This window comes from Phytobacter massiliensis JC163 (genome assembly GCF_000321045.1).
In the GTDB taxonomy this organism is placed as follows: Bacteria; Pseudomonadota; Gammaproteobacteria; order Enterobacterales; family Enterobacteriaceae; genus Phytobacter_A; species Phytobacter_A massiliensis.
In genome coordinates this window covers 1,408,769-1,423,514 of sequence record NZ_HE578945.1, presented here as the reverse complement: position 1 = coordinate 1,423,514, position 14,746 = coordinate 1,408,769, and the positions used below count along the sequence as shown (strand labels likewise).

At 43.3% G+C, this 14,746-nt stretch carries 13 protein-coding genes and 2 other RNA genes; 8 read left to right on the top strand and 7 right to left on the bottom strand.

What is annotated here, in order from left to right; genetic code table 11:
• The first annotated feature begins 279 nt into the window (after positions 1-279).
• Entirely contained in the window at positions 280-2,658 is a 2,379-nt protein-coding gene (gene ppsA, locus ENTHG_RS07025) for a phosphoenolpyruvate synthase (RefSeq protein WP_044177265.1), read from the top strand.
• A gap of 236 nt (positions 2,659-2,894) precedes the next feature.
• Positions 2,895-3,371 (top strand): hypothetical protein, encoded by a 477-nt coding sequence (locus tag ENTHG_RS07020; protein ID WP_044177264.1) that lies wholly within the window; start codon positions 2,895-2,897, stop codon positions 3,369-3,371.
• A gap of 1,849 nt (positions 3,372-5,220) precedes the next feature.
• Here the strand turns inward: ENTHG_RS07020 and rprA (ENTHG_RS24095) are convergent.
• An RNA gene (gene rprA / locus ENTHG_RS24095) (antisense sRNA RprA) lies at positions 5,221-5,340 on the bottom strand.
• A gap of 593 nt (positions 5,341-5,933) precedes the next feature.
• Between rprA (ENTHG_RS24095) and ENTHG_RS24090 the strand changes: the two genes are divergently transcribed.
• Both ENTHG_RS24090 and ENTHG_RS25420 read left to right on the top strand, forming a co-directional pair.
• Entirely contained in the window at positions 5,934-6,185 is a 252-nt protein-coding gene (locus ENTHG_RS24090; RefSeq protein WP_044179092.1) for a helix-turn-helix domain-containing protein, read from the top strand.
• A gap of 368 nt (positions 6,186-6,553) precedes the next feature.
• Positions 6,554-6,955, top strand: coding sequence for a hypothetical protein (locus tag ENTHG_RS25420; protein ID WP_145973642.1), 402 nt, complete (start codon positions 6,554-6,556; stop codon positions 6,953-6,955).
• Positions 6,956-7,055: 100 nt separating this feature from the next.
• Here ENTHG_RS25420 and ENTHG_RS07005 read toward each other — a convergent pair whose 3' ends face one another.
• From ENTHG_RS07005 to ENTHG_RS06990, 3 genes are all read right to left on the bottom strand, one after another.
• Positions 7,056-7,268 (bottom strand): hypothetical protein, encoded by a 213-nt coding sequence (locus ENTHG_RS07005; protein ID WP_044177260.1) that lies wholly within the window; start codon positions 7,266-7,268, stop codon positions 7,056-7,058.
• Between the two features lie 458 nt (positions 7,269-7,726).
• Positions 7,727-8,209: a hypothetical protein gene (locus ENTHG_RS06995; protein ID WP_044177255.1), complete on the bottom strand. Its 483-nt coding sequence runs from the start codon at positions 8,207-8,209 to the stop codon at positions 7,727-7,729.
• 92 nt (positions 8,210-8,301) lie between these two features.
• A complete protein-coding gene (locus ENTHG_RS06990) occupies positions 8,302-8,655 on the bottom strand; it encodes a hypothetical protein (RefSeq protein ID WP_044177252.1) in 354 nt (117 codons plus the stop codon).
• A 107-nt stretch (positions 8,656-8,762) separates the two neighbouring features.
• Here ENTHG_RS06990 and ENTHG_RS25790 point away from each other — a divergent pair, with 107 nt between their 5' ends.
• The 4 genes from ENTHG_RS25790 to ENTHG_RS06975 all read left to right on the top strand — a co-directional run bounded on the left by ENTHG_RS25790 (position 8,763) and on the right by ENTHG_RS06975 (position 12,297).
• Entirely contained in the window at positions 8,763-8,927 is a 165-nt protein-coding gene (locus ENTHG_RS25790) for a hypothetical protein (protein ID WP_187371636.1), read from the top strand.
• A gap of 54 nt (positions 8,928-8,981) precedes the next feature.
• Positions 8,982-9,296, top strand: coding sequence for a hypothetical protein (locus ENTHG_RS06985; RefSeq protein ID WP_044177247.1), 315 nt, complete (start codon positions 8,982-8,984; stop codon positions 9,294-9,296).
• An 88-nt stretch (positions 9,297-9,384) separates the two neighbouring features.
• Entirely contained in the window at positions 9,385-9,753 is a 369-nt protein-coding gene (locus ENTHG_RS06980) for a hypothetical protein (RefSeq protein WP_044177244.1), read from the top strand.
• Positions 9,754-10,176: 423 nt separating this feature from the next.
• Entirely contained in the window at positions 10,177-12,297 is a 2,121-nt protein-coding gene (locus ENTHG_RS06975) for a phage tail tape measure C-terminal domain-containing protein (protein WP_044177241.1), read from the top strand.
• Positions 12,298-12,355: 58 nt separating this feature from the next.
• On the opposite strand, the gene ENTHG_RS06970 is transcribed toward ENTHG_RS06975, so the two are convergent.
• The 3 genes from ENTHG_RS06970 to ydiK form a co-directional block, all read right to left on the bottom strand.
• Positions 12,356-12,973: a hypothetical protein gene (locus tag ENTHG_RS06970; RefSeq protein ID WP_044177239.1), complete on the bottom strand. Its 618-nt coding sequence runs from the start codon at positions 12,971-12,973 to the stop codon at positions 12,356-12,358.
• A gap of 314 nt (positions 12,974-13,287) precedes the next feature.
• Positions 13,288-13,395: antisense sRNA RprA (gene rprA, locus ENTHG_RS24080), an RNA gene on the bottom strand.
• Positions 13,396-13,583: 188 nt separating this feature from the next.
• Complete coding sequence (gene ydiK / locus ENTHG_RS06965; RefSeq protein WP_044177235.1) at positions 13,584-14,696, bottom strand: AI-2E family transporter YdiK; 1,113 nt, start codon at positions 14,694-14,696, stop codon at positions 13,584-13,586.
• Positions 14,697-14,746 lie beyond the last annotated feature (50 nt).

The following is a 14,746-nucleotide window of genomic DNA, read 5'->3' as shown; positions in this document are numbered from 1 at the left end:
TCATCTGCGCAGTAACTTTTTCTTTTTCGCAAAATGAAACGCTATTTTTGTTTTTACTGAAATGGTCGGTTCATTTTTATTGCGCCACCCTCAGCAAGGATTGATTTAAGGAAAGAATGATAATCAGGGACTTAGCTGGCGAAGGGAAACTGTCCGAAAAACAAAAAAATAAAAACTGCTTGAACGATTCACCGTTTTTTCAGGCGGAATAATTATGCCAGGATGATTCGGCAGTCAGAGAGTATTCACCCTTTCAAATATCACAAAAGGATTGTTTCGATGTCCAATAATGGCTCGTCTCCGCTGGTGCTTTGGTATGACCAACTCGGTATGAATGATGTGGACAGAGTAGGGGGCAAAAACGCCTCTCTTGGTGAAATGATTACGAACCTGTCCGGTATGGGCGTTAGCGTCCCTAATGGTTTTGCGACCACTGCCGGGGCGTTTAACCTGTTTCTCGACCAGAGTGGTCTCAATCAACGCATCTATGACCTGCTGGACAAAACGGACATTGACGATGTGTCCGAACTGGCGAAAGCCGGGGCGCAGATCCGCCAGTGGATCGTCGATACCCCTTTCCAGCCCGCCTTTGAAGAAGAGATTCATCAGGCGTATGCGAAACTCTCCGCAGACGACGACCAGGCCTCTTTCGCCGTGCGCTCATCGGCCACGGCGGAAGATATGCCGGATGCCTCCTTTGCGGGCCAGCAGGAAACCTTCCTTAACGTTCAGGGCTACGATGCCGTGCTGGTGGCAATCAAGCATGTATTCGCCTCCCTGTTCAACGACCGCGCCATCTCTTATCGTGTCCATCAGGGCTATGACCACCGCGGCGTGGCGCTCTCTGCGGGCGTGCAGCGCATGGTGCGTTCTGACATCGGCTCTTCCGGGGTGATGTTCTCTATCGATACTGAATCCGGTTTTGACCAGGTGGTGTTTATTACCGCCGCCTGGGGGCTGGGCGAAATGGTGGTGCAGGGTGCGGTCAACCCGGATGAGTTTTATGTCCATAAACCCACCCTGGCGGCAGGCCGTCCGGCGATTGTGCGCCGCACCATGGGATCGAAAAAAATCCGTATGATCTACGCGCCGACCCAGGAACACGGCAAGCAGGTCAGAATTGAAGATGTGCCGCAAGCGGATCGCGATCGCTTCTCGTTGACCGATGAAGAGGTACAGGCGCTGGCGCAACAGGCCGTCCAGATTGAAAAACACTATGGCCGTCCGATGGATATTGAATGGGCGAAAGATGGTCATACCGGCAAGCTGTTCATCGTTCAGGCGCGGCCGGAAACGGTACGCTCCCGCGGCAAAGTGATGGAGCGTTATACGCTGCATGCGCAGGGGAAAATTATTGCCGAAGGCCGTGCGATCGGCCATCGCATTGGCGCAGGTCCGGTAAAAGTCATCCATGACATCAGCGAAATGAACCGCATTGAACCCGGAGACGTGCTGGTCACCGATATGACCGACCCGGACTGGGAACCGATCATGAAAAAGGCGGCGGCAATCGTCACAAATCGCGGCGGTCGCACCTGCCACGCGGCGATTATTGCCCGTGAGCTGGGCATTCCCGCCGTCGTGGGCTGCGGCGATGCCACCGAGCGCATGAGAGATGATGAAAAGGTTACCGTCTCCTGCGCGGAAGGGGATACCGGCTATGTGTACGCCGAGATGCTGGATTTCAGCGTGAAGAGTTCCAGCATCGACGAAATGCCCGATCTGCCGCTGAAAATTATGATGAACGTCGGCAACCCGGATCGGGCGTTTGACTTCGCCTGTCTGCCTAACGAAGGGGTTGGCCTGGCGCGTCTGGAGTTTATTATCAACCGGATGATCGGCGTGCATCCTCGCGCCCTGCTGGAGTTCGACGATCAGGACGCCGGGCTGCAAAACGAAATCCGCGAAATCATGAAAGGTTACGACTCGCCCAAAGAGTTCTATGTTGGCCGCTTGACCGAGGGTATCGCTACCCTGGGGGCCGCGTTTTATCCGAAGCGCGTTATCGTTCGCCTCTCTGATTTTAAATCCAATGAGTACGCCAACCTGGTGGGCGGCGAGCGTTATGAGCCGGAAGAAGAGAACCCGATGCTCGGTTTCCGCGGCGCCGGACGCTATGTCTCCGACAGCTTCCGCGACTGTTTTGCCCTTGAGTGCGAGGCGGTGAAGCGGGTGCGTAACGAGATGGGCCTCACCAATGTGGAGATCATGGTGCCGTTCGTGCGTACCGTCGACCAGGCGAAAGCGGTGGTGGACGAACTGGCGCGTCAGGGGCTGAAACGGGGCGAGAACGGGCTGAAAGTGATCATGATGTGCGAGATCCCGTCCAACGCCCTGCTGGCCGAGCAGTTCCTTGAGCACTTTGACGGCTTCTCTATCGGCTCGAACGACATGACCCAGCTGGCGTTGGGTCTCGACAGGGACTCCGGCGTGGTGTCCGAGCTGTTTGACGAGCGCAACGAGGCGGTGAAAGCGCTGCTGTCGATGGCGATTCGGGCAGCGAAGAAACAGGGTAAATATGTGGGTATCTGCGGACAGGGGCCTTCCGACCACGAAGACTTCGCCGCCTGGCTGATGGAAGAGGGAATTGACAGCCTCTCTCTCAACCCGGACACCGTGGTGCAAACCTGGCTGAGCCTTGCCGAACTGAATAAATAAACAGACGCTGTATCCCTGAAACCTCACTTCCGTTGGAAGTGAGGTTTTTTTCTGCATAATTGAGGTAAGAATTATCTCAATGAAACAGAATGTTTTTCCGCACGCATCCCTTAGCGAGTGAAATTACCCCGCCTGTACACTACTGCCGCTTCGATTCCCGGGATGAATAATGCTTGTTCTCAGGAATTTTACAGAAAATAAAAAGGGCTTTGCTCAATAATTAAGGTGGCTGGTTGATGAAATTTAAAACAGCAGGGGTACTGTTAATCAGTTCCGCACTTCTTTCGGGTTGCTGTACGATGCATGACGGTACGACACAAAATGTCGATATCGAGACTAATGCGCCAGCAAAGTACAAAATCGTCAACGACGATGGCGATGTCGTGGCAGAGGGCGTGGCGCCGACGGTCGTCAGCCTGAAACGGGGGGATGCGCCCTATATCGTGACCCTCAAGCGCTCCGATACTTCACCAGAAGCTAAGGGTACCATTAACGATAATGCCAACGGCTGGGTGTGGGGGAATTTGCTCTTTGGATATTTAGTCGGAACAATTATCGATTATTCAGACGGCGCGGCGTGGGATTTGGACAAGACGGTAAATATACCAACCATCGCCAGTAATAAAGATACCGTCGATCCGCTGACGGCAAAACCTGCGCCATTGCAATCTTCCATCGTCATCAATAACACGCAAAATAACAGCAAGGCTTGAGTAGCCTGCTAATAATTTTGAGTGTGTATTGCTACTACGGCTACATATCTTTGCGCGCATATTCCTGTTCAATAAATTGCAGATAAAAAAAGCCCATCGTGGGAGATGGGCAAATTATTTTTGTATACACAAGAGGGTCAAGCACTTCCAGCTTAGAGCCAATGTATAAGTGATCAATCTATATGATTTGATTGATAATGGAAATAACGCAGCTAATGAAGTTACTGATCCAGAGCTTATTAAAAAACTGAATAAGAAGAAGGCTAGCCAATGGTAATTAAAAAAGTATTAGTGTTTGTTTTGATGTTCTTCTGTGTTGCTGCTATAGCTTTCTCTGGAGGGCAACAGATACACGGAGGTTACGGAACTCACCATACAGGGGGCTATTGCTACTACTGACATGGGGATATTAACACTATTTAAGCTGTGGAAAGCTGAATCAATCACCCTCTATCCTTGTACTATCGGTGATGAAGATAGCTTTAAAACCAGTTATAAGGGTGATAGTTATTATGTCACTGATTACCATAACAACTTTGATAATGTTGTTTTTAAGTGGTTCCTTATCAGCAACTCCGGTAAGAGGCTTTTCATAGATCGGGTTAACAATCTTCACTATTTGAAATCTAGCCCTAATGAAAAGGGCGCATTGATTAGATTGAAAATTATTGAACATTAATTCTCGTATGCTATGTAACGCTTGAAGACGCTGAGAGAATAGAAGAGCTAGGTGAACATTTTAGTTCGCTTAATTTATTACCTGATACGAAGGGCTATCTATAATGGATAGCTCTTTTTTATGTCTATTTTTCTTTCAGCGTTGCTCCCGAAGTGAATGTAAGCGATCATAGGAAGATTATTTTTATTAACTCTCTTTATATAATAAGTATGGATAAAGATGGTTAACTTATCTTTTGATAAAAACCCTACAGCCTTTCGCTATTGACGCTATCCATGTGAAGTACACGAGTTAAGAGAACAACTAGCACAGCGCCATAATAAATACGCCTCTGAGAGAAGGCAGGGGCTAACAGGTGAAACATGGGAGATTAATGAAAGTGTTTCACCATATAGAATAAAGATAAGACCTAATCTATTTCTGATGCAAGTAATAAGAATAACAATGAGGCAGGAAAAGACAATATATAAAAATTCCTTGAAATAAGTAAAAAAATTTTAAAAGTTACATCAAATTGAAAGATGAAAAATATAATTGATAAAGAGACTACATGCTCCTGCAGACGATTGACTGCGCAACATTTCACAACTTTAAAATATTAAGTTACGTTGATGAGAGTGTTAGGAATAATGTTCAAGGAGTAATAGCAAAATGACTTGCTTGTAACACTTCTAAAATTGCTTATATGAATAATGTGAGAGCAGGGAAAATTAAATGTAATAACTATGGGCAAAAAGGAATTTAAAATGCAAACAACTGAATTTAAAATATTAAGGGGAATAACATAAATCTTTGTAGAACTACCTTTCATCCTTAATGCGACAAAGAAATACATCGTTTCGGATATGAGATTCACCAGCAGTTTCACGAGCAGGTTCGATGATTGTGTTTAAGAAATCTAAGTTTAACATTGTTTGAGTCATATACATCCTTATACTGACTTTTGAACTGAATTGTTGGGTCTTTTCGATACCCGCAATGTAGGCAGCAAGTAATATTGACATTTACCAAAAAACCGTTCTGTTTCTTTTTATGCATGGTACATGCAATACACATCAAAATTCCTTTCTAATCAACCGGTTCATACCTATCAGCACTTAAAATTAATACATGTTTGATACACGCCTACTGCCCTAAGTCCCTACAGAAACCCATGAACGTTGATTTATAAAGAAAAAAAGCCCATCGTGGGAGATGGGCAAAGACTACACACAGCAATTCGTTGTTTCACTCAGGGGATTTAAGTCATTGATTGATTTGTGGGTATGCGGTTTTTCGGCATAACCAAAATTAAGCTAATGGTTTTCGAACGGCTAAAGATGGTCTTTTTTTGTACGCTGAGTGCTGGTGATAATTCAACCAATTCATTCAACCTATTCGAATGAGTGGTGAATATTTGACCGAATTAAATTCACCTGAATATTCACCGAATGATTCACATGAATCATTCAGCCCTTCATTCACCACGAAACCCAGGCGCGGAGGGGCTTACAGGCCGATTCATTCACCTGAATATTCACCTGAATTATTCAACCAAAAATTCACCTTCATATTCACTCATTCACCTATCTATAAATAAGCATTGGAATGCTTTTTATAGAGGTTGATGAATGAAGGGCGTTCAAGTGAATGAACTGTGAGTTGGGTACACCCCTAGGGGTTGGGGGTGTTGTCGATTTGTGGTAAATTCCTTCTGCCAGCGTGAAAAAGGCGCTGGTGGGGATTTGCAGCCCCAAACAAACAAAACCATTGGCAAGGAATTGCCGATGCGCGTGCGCACGTCAGTTATGGCGGTCACGGCGAGGGAGTCGAAAGGCTCGCCAGTTTTGTTTGTTTGCTGGTACTGCAAACCTCGTCGTGATCGTCACCACGGGGATGCATGTATGCAGGAAACAGACTGGCACAAAGCGGATATTCTTGCCGCTTTAAAGAAAAAGAAAATCAGTATGGCGGGATTATCCCGTGAAAATGGTTTATCAAGTAGCACGTTGCTAAATGCACTTAGTAGAGAATGGCCTAGAGGCGAATTAATTATTGCTAATGCAATAGGAGTTTCACCGCAAGAAATTTGGCCTACTAGGTATTTTGAAAAAGATGGCTCTCCAAAAAATCGTGTGATTCGAAAACCTGTTTAAATAAATCAATGCGTCTCTAATTTAAGGGGCGCATTTTTGTTTTTACTTACATGTTACATAGTGGGGTATGTTGCGCGCGTGCGTGTGATGGTTATTAATTGTATTTCTGTACTAGTTAACAAATACAAATTTCGGCGGGTATCTGTTTTTGATTTTAGCTGCGGCTTCGCCTTGCTGCGCTCCGCGCTGGTGGGTGGAAAGAATGAGGTTTTAAAACTTCCTTTTCTTCACCCACCAGCCCCGTAGGGGCGTGAGCGTAGCGAACAACTAATGCAATTATTGAAAACATTTTTTACATAATCTAATTCATTTGTTTAGTATGATTGATTAACTATATTGTATTAATTCCCCCTTAGTTTTGGTAAAAAATGAAAAGAATTATTATTGGTGCATTAATTGCAACAACCTCTAGCACCGCCCTTTGCTCACCTGAGAATTACACCCTTAACTGTGAAACTGTCAAAAACAAGATTATGTATTTCACGGGGCATAAATTCTCTGATATGTTGGTCATGTCTGATAATTCAAAAGGAATTTATGCCGCTACTTTTGATGTTAATGATGGTGGCAGTACGGATTATGAGACATTTTCGCCTGTGGTTTATGATGATAAGGGTAAACCAGATTCATCAAAGGTATATTCACAAGGGGCAGTTGAATTAATTTATACAGGTGAGGGATTGCAGAAAGAGATTCATATCGTTGACAGTAAAGGAAATCACCCTTGTAAAATCACTAAGTATGACCAGGACTTGGTGGGAGGTAATTAATTTCTTGCATAGACATAAAGCCCCTAGTGGGGCTTTATACAAAATATACATGTTCAAAATGTAAACGAGCAATCAATAATCGTATGCTTAGTTTTAAATATTAGTTGTTAATTCCTATTTGTTCATTCCATTCTCTAACCCACATCGCCGTTTGCTGATAGTCACGGGCTGCACCAAATCTAAATGTTGAAAAATTTGGGAGGTGACAAATATGCGCATGAAAAGATAATTCCTTTTGGCTGGTGTTCATGTTTTCACGAATCCATTCAAGGTAAATTCCTCGTAAATGGCGTTCGGTTTCTGCTTTAGTCATTTCTGTGCTCCTGATTTGAATGGGGGGGGGTAGTATAGGCATGTAAATTGTGTGGTTATATTACAAATTCAATGGATATATTTCTTGGGCTATTGATATTTGCTTGAAATCAATAAATATGCACAAAAAATTATTTTGCATGTGCAGTTTTCCTTGATTGCTTCGAAGTAGCGTGTGGCTCACCAGTCCATAGCAGCAACGCCAACAACCTTCAGGTAAGGCGATTGCATGTCTTTGTGCTTCGTCGCCTCCTGATGCGTTCTGTGAAGATGTCGATCATTTAGTGAGCACGGCGGATGTTGCTGATGGATAGTGTGGATGTAGCTGAACCATACCGCGAAAAGTGGCATGATTGCGCCGGAATCGTACCGCCAGACAACGGAAAGCAGAGCAAAGTATGATTGGTAGGGTTGGAGCAGGAGCGGCTTAGAGAGGCACTTAGTGCTCCTATGCTGCATCTATCCCTTAGTAACGTGATGACACAAAAAGAAGTTGTCTAAATGAGGTGTTATAGGGGACTTTGTTTTAAAGGCATAATACTCATTTTTGTTTTTATAAAAATAAATCAATCCGATTTGTGGCGGTATAGCTGAAACCATTTCAGTGTACAATACTATATTCTCACCCTCTATTTTTATTTCACCTTGCTCTATTAGCCCTGTAATATGATGGTCAGGATCACTTAATGTTGTTCCTGTGCGGTAAAGATAAGTAATGTCATTGAGCATTTCGGGATAAACACCAGTAATTTCTAAGTTGAAAGATTCATCACGCTCGTTTTTACAGATTAATAATCCATCGTCATTTTGTGAGAGTACCAAAGATTTATTCTGATTGGGTTTTAATTCATTGACATGTTCTATAATTGCATTACGTTGTGCGCATCCTGTTAAACTAGCAGCCAATAAACATAATGCTATGGTGAATGATTGTTTTTGCATTTTATTTATCCGGAAGATGGAAGGGCGATTAGGTTAAATCACCCATGCAGGTTTGTAATTAGCGGTTCCATTAATAAGACTGCGGTTATTTGTTAATTTGTTTTTTTAGTGTGTGAGATAAAATTTCGAAGTAAGTCTTTTTCAATCACAATTTCACATTTTAGATTTGGATTCCCGACCGCATCAATTCGTTCTAGCCAAAACATCAATTCTTGTTGTGCATCGCATTTTTGTTTGAATTTAATTGCCCCGCCGAATTTTTCATTTAAAGAATCATCGTCACATAAAAAATAAATTTTATTATTAATTGTGATTTGGATTAAATATGTTTTTCTGGTCAGATAGTCTAACCTTTCCTCTGCTTTCAACAGGTTAGATTCGGCTTGCTTGACTAATGAGAGTGCTTCTTCTTTGCTTATAGGCGATGTGTTGACAGACTTGATCATAATTTGATCCTTTAGATAGAGTGTAGGTGAAATATAGGTGTAATACCCTTGTTGATACTATGCCTATATAATAGAATGAACTCATCGCCACAACAAGAGGATGATTCATGCCTAACTGCAAAAATAAGCTTGCTGTATATCTGTCAGATGATGAAATAGAGATAATTGAAAGTTATAAAAATAAATACCAGAAAGAAAATGGGATTCCTTTAAGCAGAAATGCAATTATTAAGATGCTTATCAGTCGCTTATCAAAAGAAATTTCAATTTAAAATAATAATACGATAAATACCATTTAAACTTCACAAAATCAAAGAGGAAAATCTATGCACACTCTTTTATCTAAATTTAAAAATAGGAAAATTAAAATGTATCCGCAAAAATATAAAAACCGAATGATTGATGATAATGAATATAGTCAGGTGCTACAATCGAGAATGCAAAATCTTCTAAGTCAATATAATAATGAGGTTTCAAACTTAAACCGTATTGGAGTTACGAATTTGGGGTTTGGACAATGGGATAATGGTGAAAACAAGATTAATAGTCACGTTAATAAAGTAAGTGAGACTCTGGAAAAGATGCAATCAACGCAAGCCCTGATTGATGCTCTTACAATCGAACGTACACAATCCAATTAATTAAATAAATGAAGGAAGTGTAGCATGACAATTGCAATCATGGTTGTAATGTTTTGGGCTTTCCTGATTCTTAGAGAGGAAATCAAAAATGACTGATAAAAAGTATGGTGTCTTTTTTTGGCGTAAAGGTGAAAGGGTTGAAGATGTTCCATCAGACCAAAATGTAGCAAATCGTGGCGTCAAACCTAAACGAATTTTTACTGATTATATTGAAGGTATGCGCTATGCACAGAAAATGAATGCAACGATTCCGGCAGCGCAGAAAGATAAATATGAATATGTGCTGAATGAAATTGTTGTGCCCGATTTGAATAACACAAAAGAATTGTTTAAATCAGGAAACCTAACAGAAGCTCTTAAACAGCGTCGCGCAATGAATCAACGAAATGAAATTGCTGATTTGGTAAAGCGTGGTGTGCATGATTATCTTAACGTTACATTGGGTAATAAACAATGATTATAGATGAACGATTTATTAAATGGTCTATGGTGCTGGTGGAGGCCGGAAAACCTTCACCCAGCCTTGCGTAGCTTTATAAAGGAAGCACAAAAGGATTAATCTTTTATAAAACGCGCGAACTGGCAGCAAATGCAGCGGCTAAACGTAATGAGCAATTAGCCGGAAATAAATCAACCAGCCGTTTTAAAATCATTAAATTGCATGATGCTGAAGCGCAGCAGAAGCACGATTTTCAGCAAAAACAGGAACGCCAGCGACGCGATGCACGTCATATGCGCCGATGCGGTTTCTAGATTTAACGCAGTAATTAAATGAATGGTGATGGTGCAAGAAAAACTTCCTTTTCTTCACCCACCAGCCCCGTAGGGGCGTGAGCGTAGCGAACAAAGTAACATTAATATTAAATCAGAGGTGAATAAAATGGCAGGTGACAATGCTGATCTAGGTTTTTCGGTTGATACATCACAAGTAGAAACAGCAACAACACGGCTTGATGAATTAGCCAAATCAGCGCAAGGCGTTACAAGTAGCATTGATAAAATGGCGCAATCATTTTCCGCTCAAACAATGCCTGATGGAATGCGGCGCGGCTTCATGGGTAATATTACCCGTGATTTTAATTCCCTACAGAATACGGTTACACAAGATATTATTAATTCTGGTGAAACCGCTGGCAAGGGATGGTGGTCTAAATTTGTTGGTGGCATTAAAGAAAATCACAATGCACAACGTGAATTAGGCGTAATGTCACACGAAATTATGTCTGGACGATGGGCTAATTTGCGCGGATCTGCGTCAATTTTTTTAGGCGCGGCTGGTATGGGTGGTTTGGCTGGTACTGGCGTTATCATGGGGCTTACAGCAGCCGTTGAGGGCGTCGAGGCACTAACGGAAAGCATTCAGGAGGCCGCACAAGCGCAGAAGGATTTACAGCAAACCGCTATATTATCCGGTAATGCTGGCGCTTTATTTTCCGGGAAAATTGATGAAATTGTTAATGGCCTTGAAACCGTTAAAGAAGCATCAAAAGAAGTTAAAGAGGAATTTGTTTCTAACGCTCTCAACTCTGGGTTAAGCGCTGATTTTATTAAACAACATGGCTCTATCCTTTTGCAATATCAGCAGGAATTTGGTGATAAGCAAACAGAAGCATTAGAAAAAATCCTTACAGAAACACAAACCGATGCAACAAAAGGTTATGCCGCTCTTTATAAAATGGGTGATGGCTTGCTAGATAAAGTAAACAAAGATATTCAAAGCGGTAATTATAAAGCTGCTGGCGCTGATATGATTAGTCAGTTGTTGCAGGGGGTGGAAAATGAAGTGCGTGAATCTCAGGGTAATCAAAATGAATTAAAACAGCCTTCGTTCTGGGGTGATGTAATGGATTATATGGGGATGGGCGCTTATGGGTACTCCGCAAAAGGTGTGCAAGTTCAGCAAAAAATCATGGAAGGTATGAAGCAGCGAAAAGAAACCATTAAAAAAGATGCTAATGAATATCATAAGGCTGTTGAGGAATCGGTAAATTCCGTAAAACTTCCAGATATAAGCCATACGAAAGCCTATCACGATTTTAACGCTTTTCTGCATCCATCATTTAGGCAACACACCGGAAAAACAGAAGCGGAAAAATCAGCGGAACGTGCGGCGCGTGCTTTAAGCCAGTTGAAAAACTCAATTTATGGTATTGATGAACAATCGCAATCAATAATTAATTCCATCAATAGGCGTTGGGATACAAAAAATCAGCCATTTAGTAACCTAACTAAAGATGCGTATGATTTCCAGCAAGCGCAAGACCAGATTAATCAGCAGTTTGATAAAATGATTGATAGGGTTAACGAATTACGCCGCCGTCAGGGTAAGGATGCAAATAATTCTGCGTTTGATTCAGAAATTGCAAAAATCACACAACAGCGCAATGCAGCATTGAAAGCCAGTGAAAGCGGATTTGAAGATTATGAAAAAAACCTTCATTCAGCTATAGCGGGGATGAAAGCTGGCTGGAAAGAATATGATGAAAGGTTTGATAATGTCGCGGCGCAGCAAGAAAAAATCTGGTCTAAATCACTTGATTTAATGACGGGTGATTTAACTGATTTCTTGACATCCGGAACATTGAATTTTGAAAAATTCTTTAAAGATGTCGCCGTTATGGAAGAAAAATATATGGTTGGTAATTGGTTGGTAAAACCATTTAATGACTACGTTGGCGGTTTAATGGGGTTTGGTTCAAGTAGTGGTAATTCAGCGGCTAATGCTGCATTAACGGCTAATTCTTTTGCGGTTTCTGATGTCCCTAAATTGGGCGCAACACGTGGTGGGCTGGGTTCAACCGCACCAGTAATCAACATCACCATCAACGATAACGGCAATAAGGGCGGGGTAGATAGCAAAAACAGTGCAACAACTGGTGACGCGCAAAAACTGGCTAACGCGCTTGATAAATTCCTATCGGAGTATGTCAAAAATCAAAACGTAAAATCCAACCGTCAGGGCGGGTTAAACAAAACAATGGGGAACTGGTCAACAAGATAATATTAAGTTTCGTGGTGAAACTAAACTTTACGCCCTAGTCAGGGCGTTTTATATAAAATTAATTTGCTTTTTTATCTCTCATCTTTCTAAGTTCTGGCAATACTTTCTTATAGAATTTCTTAGTGGAATCAGCGCAGTAGTTTTGCAGATACTTATAGTTTTCTTCAAATTTAGGGAGGTCTTTAGCTACCGTCAATTGCTTTGGTAAAGTTCCGGTAGCATCATCGGTTATATCAAATGTTATTGAATTATGCTTTCGATCTTCATTAACTATTTTTAAAGTTGCAACAATAGGGCTTTTATCCATAGAACCATCTATTAGTTGGCGAACTTGAAACTTCCTTGGGACTATAAAATTAATTACTGATGGAGGTTCACTATTTAATGTTATATTCCAAGTTATTGGCATAGCATCACATAAACCTTCAGATATTATTTCACCATCAATTGAACCATCGGGATTGGCGATAAATTGTATAATAACAAGTGGTTGATCTTTATTTAAGCCAAGATCTCCACTATTTATTATATATTCAGCGTCTGTCGACCACTTACCTGTTAGAAATTCTTTTTGATAAAGCGCTTCATTTATTTCACCTCTATATGGTAAATATAGACCTATAGCACCAATTGCAACACCTAATACAGTGCATATTGTTGTTATTCGTCCACTCATATCACACTCGTTATCTTATCCTTGTTGTAGTTAAGCATTTTATTTTATTTTTTATTATGAAAATGGCTAATTTTAATTGGCTCTTGCGCTGAATCTAACGAGTGCTTACCCCGTGAAGTGATTTATGATTAAAGTTCGTTTTGTTTTTGGTTAAAAAATGAACATGTGAGCGCTTTGGAAAATTACTGTAACACTCACCTGATTTACGCTGGTAGCACACAAATGGTACACAAACGGCACACAGGTAATCGCATACCCTCAACGTGCTGCATCCCTGAAACGCCGCCATTGCTGAACTGATGCCTGAAATCAGGATAAAAAAAAGCCCATCGTGGGAGATGGGCAAAGACTACACACAGCAATTCGTTGTTTCACTCAGGGGATTTCCATGTTTATAAATCAAGGAGTTGATTTATAACCGTGACCTAATAGTAGGCACCGGCAATTTTTGAGTCGATCAGATTCGTCTCATTAGTTTAACGGTAGTGAAGATTTTGCGAAGCGGCAGCGGCAAAACGGCCCGTAGCAAGCCGAATTGCCCGTCAGTCAGTAAAAAACAGATTAGCAATACTTAATATTCATTCAGAGAGGCGGGTTTCCCCGCCACGGTTTAGCGGGTGGAGTTGGGGAGATCGTCGACCTCTTCCAGCACATCTTCCGGGATGGGGCCAGGGGCGGGAACTTCATTGACCCATGCGGAGAAGAGCCGCCAGGTCACCGCCAGCAGTACCGGGCCGATAAACAGTCCAATCATGCCAAAGGCCACCAGCCCGCCGATGACCCCGGAGAGGATCAGAATGAGCGGCAGGTCAGCGCCCATACGAATCAGCATCGGGCGGATAAAGTTATCAAGCGTACCGACCACTACGCTCCATACCAGCAGCACGGTGCCCCATGTGGTATCGCCGCTCCAGTAAAGCCAGATAATTGCCGGAACCAGCACAATAAGCGGCCCCAGCTGTATCAGGCAGGTCATGAGCATCACAACCGTAAACAGGGTGGCATAAGGCACGCCAGCAACCGCCAGACCTACGCCGCCAAGCACCGCCTGCACCAGCGCGGTCACTACGACCCCCAGCGCGACGGCGCGAATGGCCTGACCGGCCAGCAGCACCGCTGCGTCGCCGCGTTTAGCCGCCAGACGAAAGGCGAAATGGCGAATGCCCTGAGCAACCTGCTCGCCGCGCCAGTACAGCAAGGCGCTGAACAGCAGCATCAGCGCGCAGTGCAGCATAAAGCGGCCAATATGCGCCGCCTGGCCGACAAACCAGGTAGTGGTAGCGCCGACATAAGGTTTGAGTTTGGCAAGAATAGCGCTGCCGCCCATATCCAGCAGATTATGCCAGCCGCTGTAGAGCTTCTCACCGATCAGCGGCACGCTTCTGAGCCAGTCAAACTCTGGCGGCGTCAGCCCGCCCGCGGTCACTGTCTTAATCACCGGCCCGCCGGTATCCACCAGGCTATTGACCAGCAGGGCGACCGGAATAATAAATAACAAGAAAAGCATCAGCGTCATTGCCAGCACCGCCAGCGAGCGACGGCCAAAGAGCACGCGCTGAACCCGAAGCAGCACGGGCCAGGTGGCAATGACGACCGTCCCTGCCCAGGCGAAACCAAGAATAAACGGCTGCACTATCCATAGACAGGCGATAATCATAAGGGCAAGAAACAGTACCGACAGCATCACCTGCGGCACATCCCTGGACTGCGGTTGAAAGGCCATAAAACGTGTTCACCTTGAAAGGAGTTGGAGGAAAGCATTCACCATAATGG

Coding starts and splice junctions, on each gene's coding strand:
- ENTHG_RS06995 (WP_044177255.1), bottom strand. CDS start 8,209: ATGCAAAAACAATCATTCACCATAGCATTATGTTTATTGGCTGCTAGT.
- ENTHG_RS06980 (WP_044177244.1), top strand. CDS start 9,385: ATGACTGATAAAAAGTATGGTGTCTTTTTTTGGCGTAAAGGTGAAAGG.
- ENTHG_RS07020 (WP_044177264.1), top strand. CDS start 2,895: ATGAAATTTAAAACAGCAGGGGTACTGTTAATCAGTTCCGCACTTCTT.
- ENTHG_RS25790 (WP_187371636.1), top strand. CDS start 8,763: ATGCCTAACTGCAAAAATAAGCTTGCTGTATATCTGTCAGATGATGAA.
- ENTHG_RS25420 (WP_145973642.1), top strand. CDS start 6,554: ATGAAAAGAATTATTATTGGTGCATTAATTGCAACAACCTCTAGCACC.
- ppsA (WP_044177265.1), top strand. CDS start 280: ATGTCCAATAATGGCTCGTCTCCGCTGGTGCTTTGGTATGACCAACTC.
- ENTHG_RS06975 (WP_044177241.1), top strand. CDS start 10,177: ATGGCAGGTGACAATGCTGATCTAGGTTTTTCGGTTGATACATCACAA.
- ENTHG_RS06970 (WP_044177239.1), bottom strand. CDS start 12,973: ATGAGTGGACGAATAACAACAATATGCACTGTATTAGGTGTTGCAATT.
- ENTHG_RS06990 (WP_044177252.1), bottom strand. CDS start 8,655: ATGATCAAGTCTGTCAACACATCGCCTATAAGCAAAGAAGAAGCACTC.
- ENTHG_RS24090 (WP_044179092.1), top strand. CDS start 5,934: ATGCAGGAAACAGACTGGCACAAAGCGGATATTCTTGCCGCTTTAAAG.
- ydiK (WP_044177235.1), bottom strand. CDS start 14,696: ATGGCCTTTCAACCGCAGTCCAGGGATGTGCCGCAGGTGATGCTGTCG.
- ENTHG_RS06985 (WP_044177247.1), top strand. CDS start 8,982: ATGCACACTCTTTTATCTAAATTTAAAAATAGGAAAATTAAAATGTAT.
- ENTHG_RS07005 (WP_044177260.1), bottom strand. CDS start 7,268: ATGACTAAAGCAGAAACCGAACGCCATTTACGAGGAATTTACCTTGAA.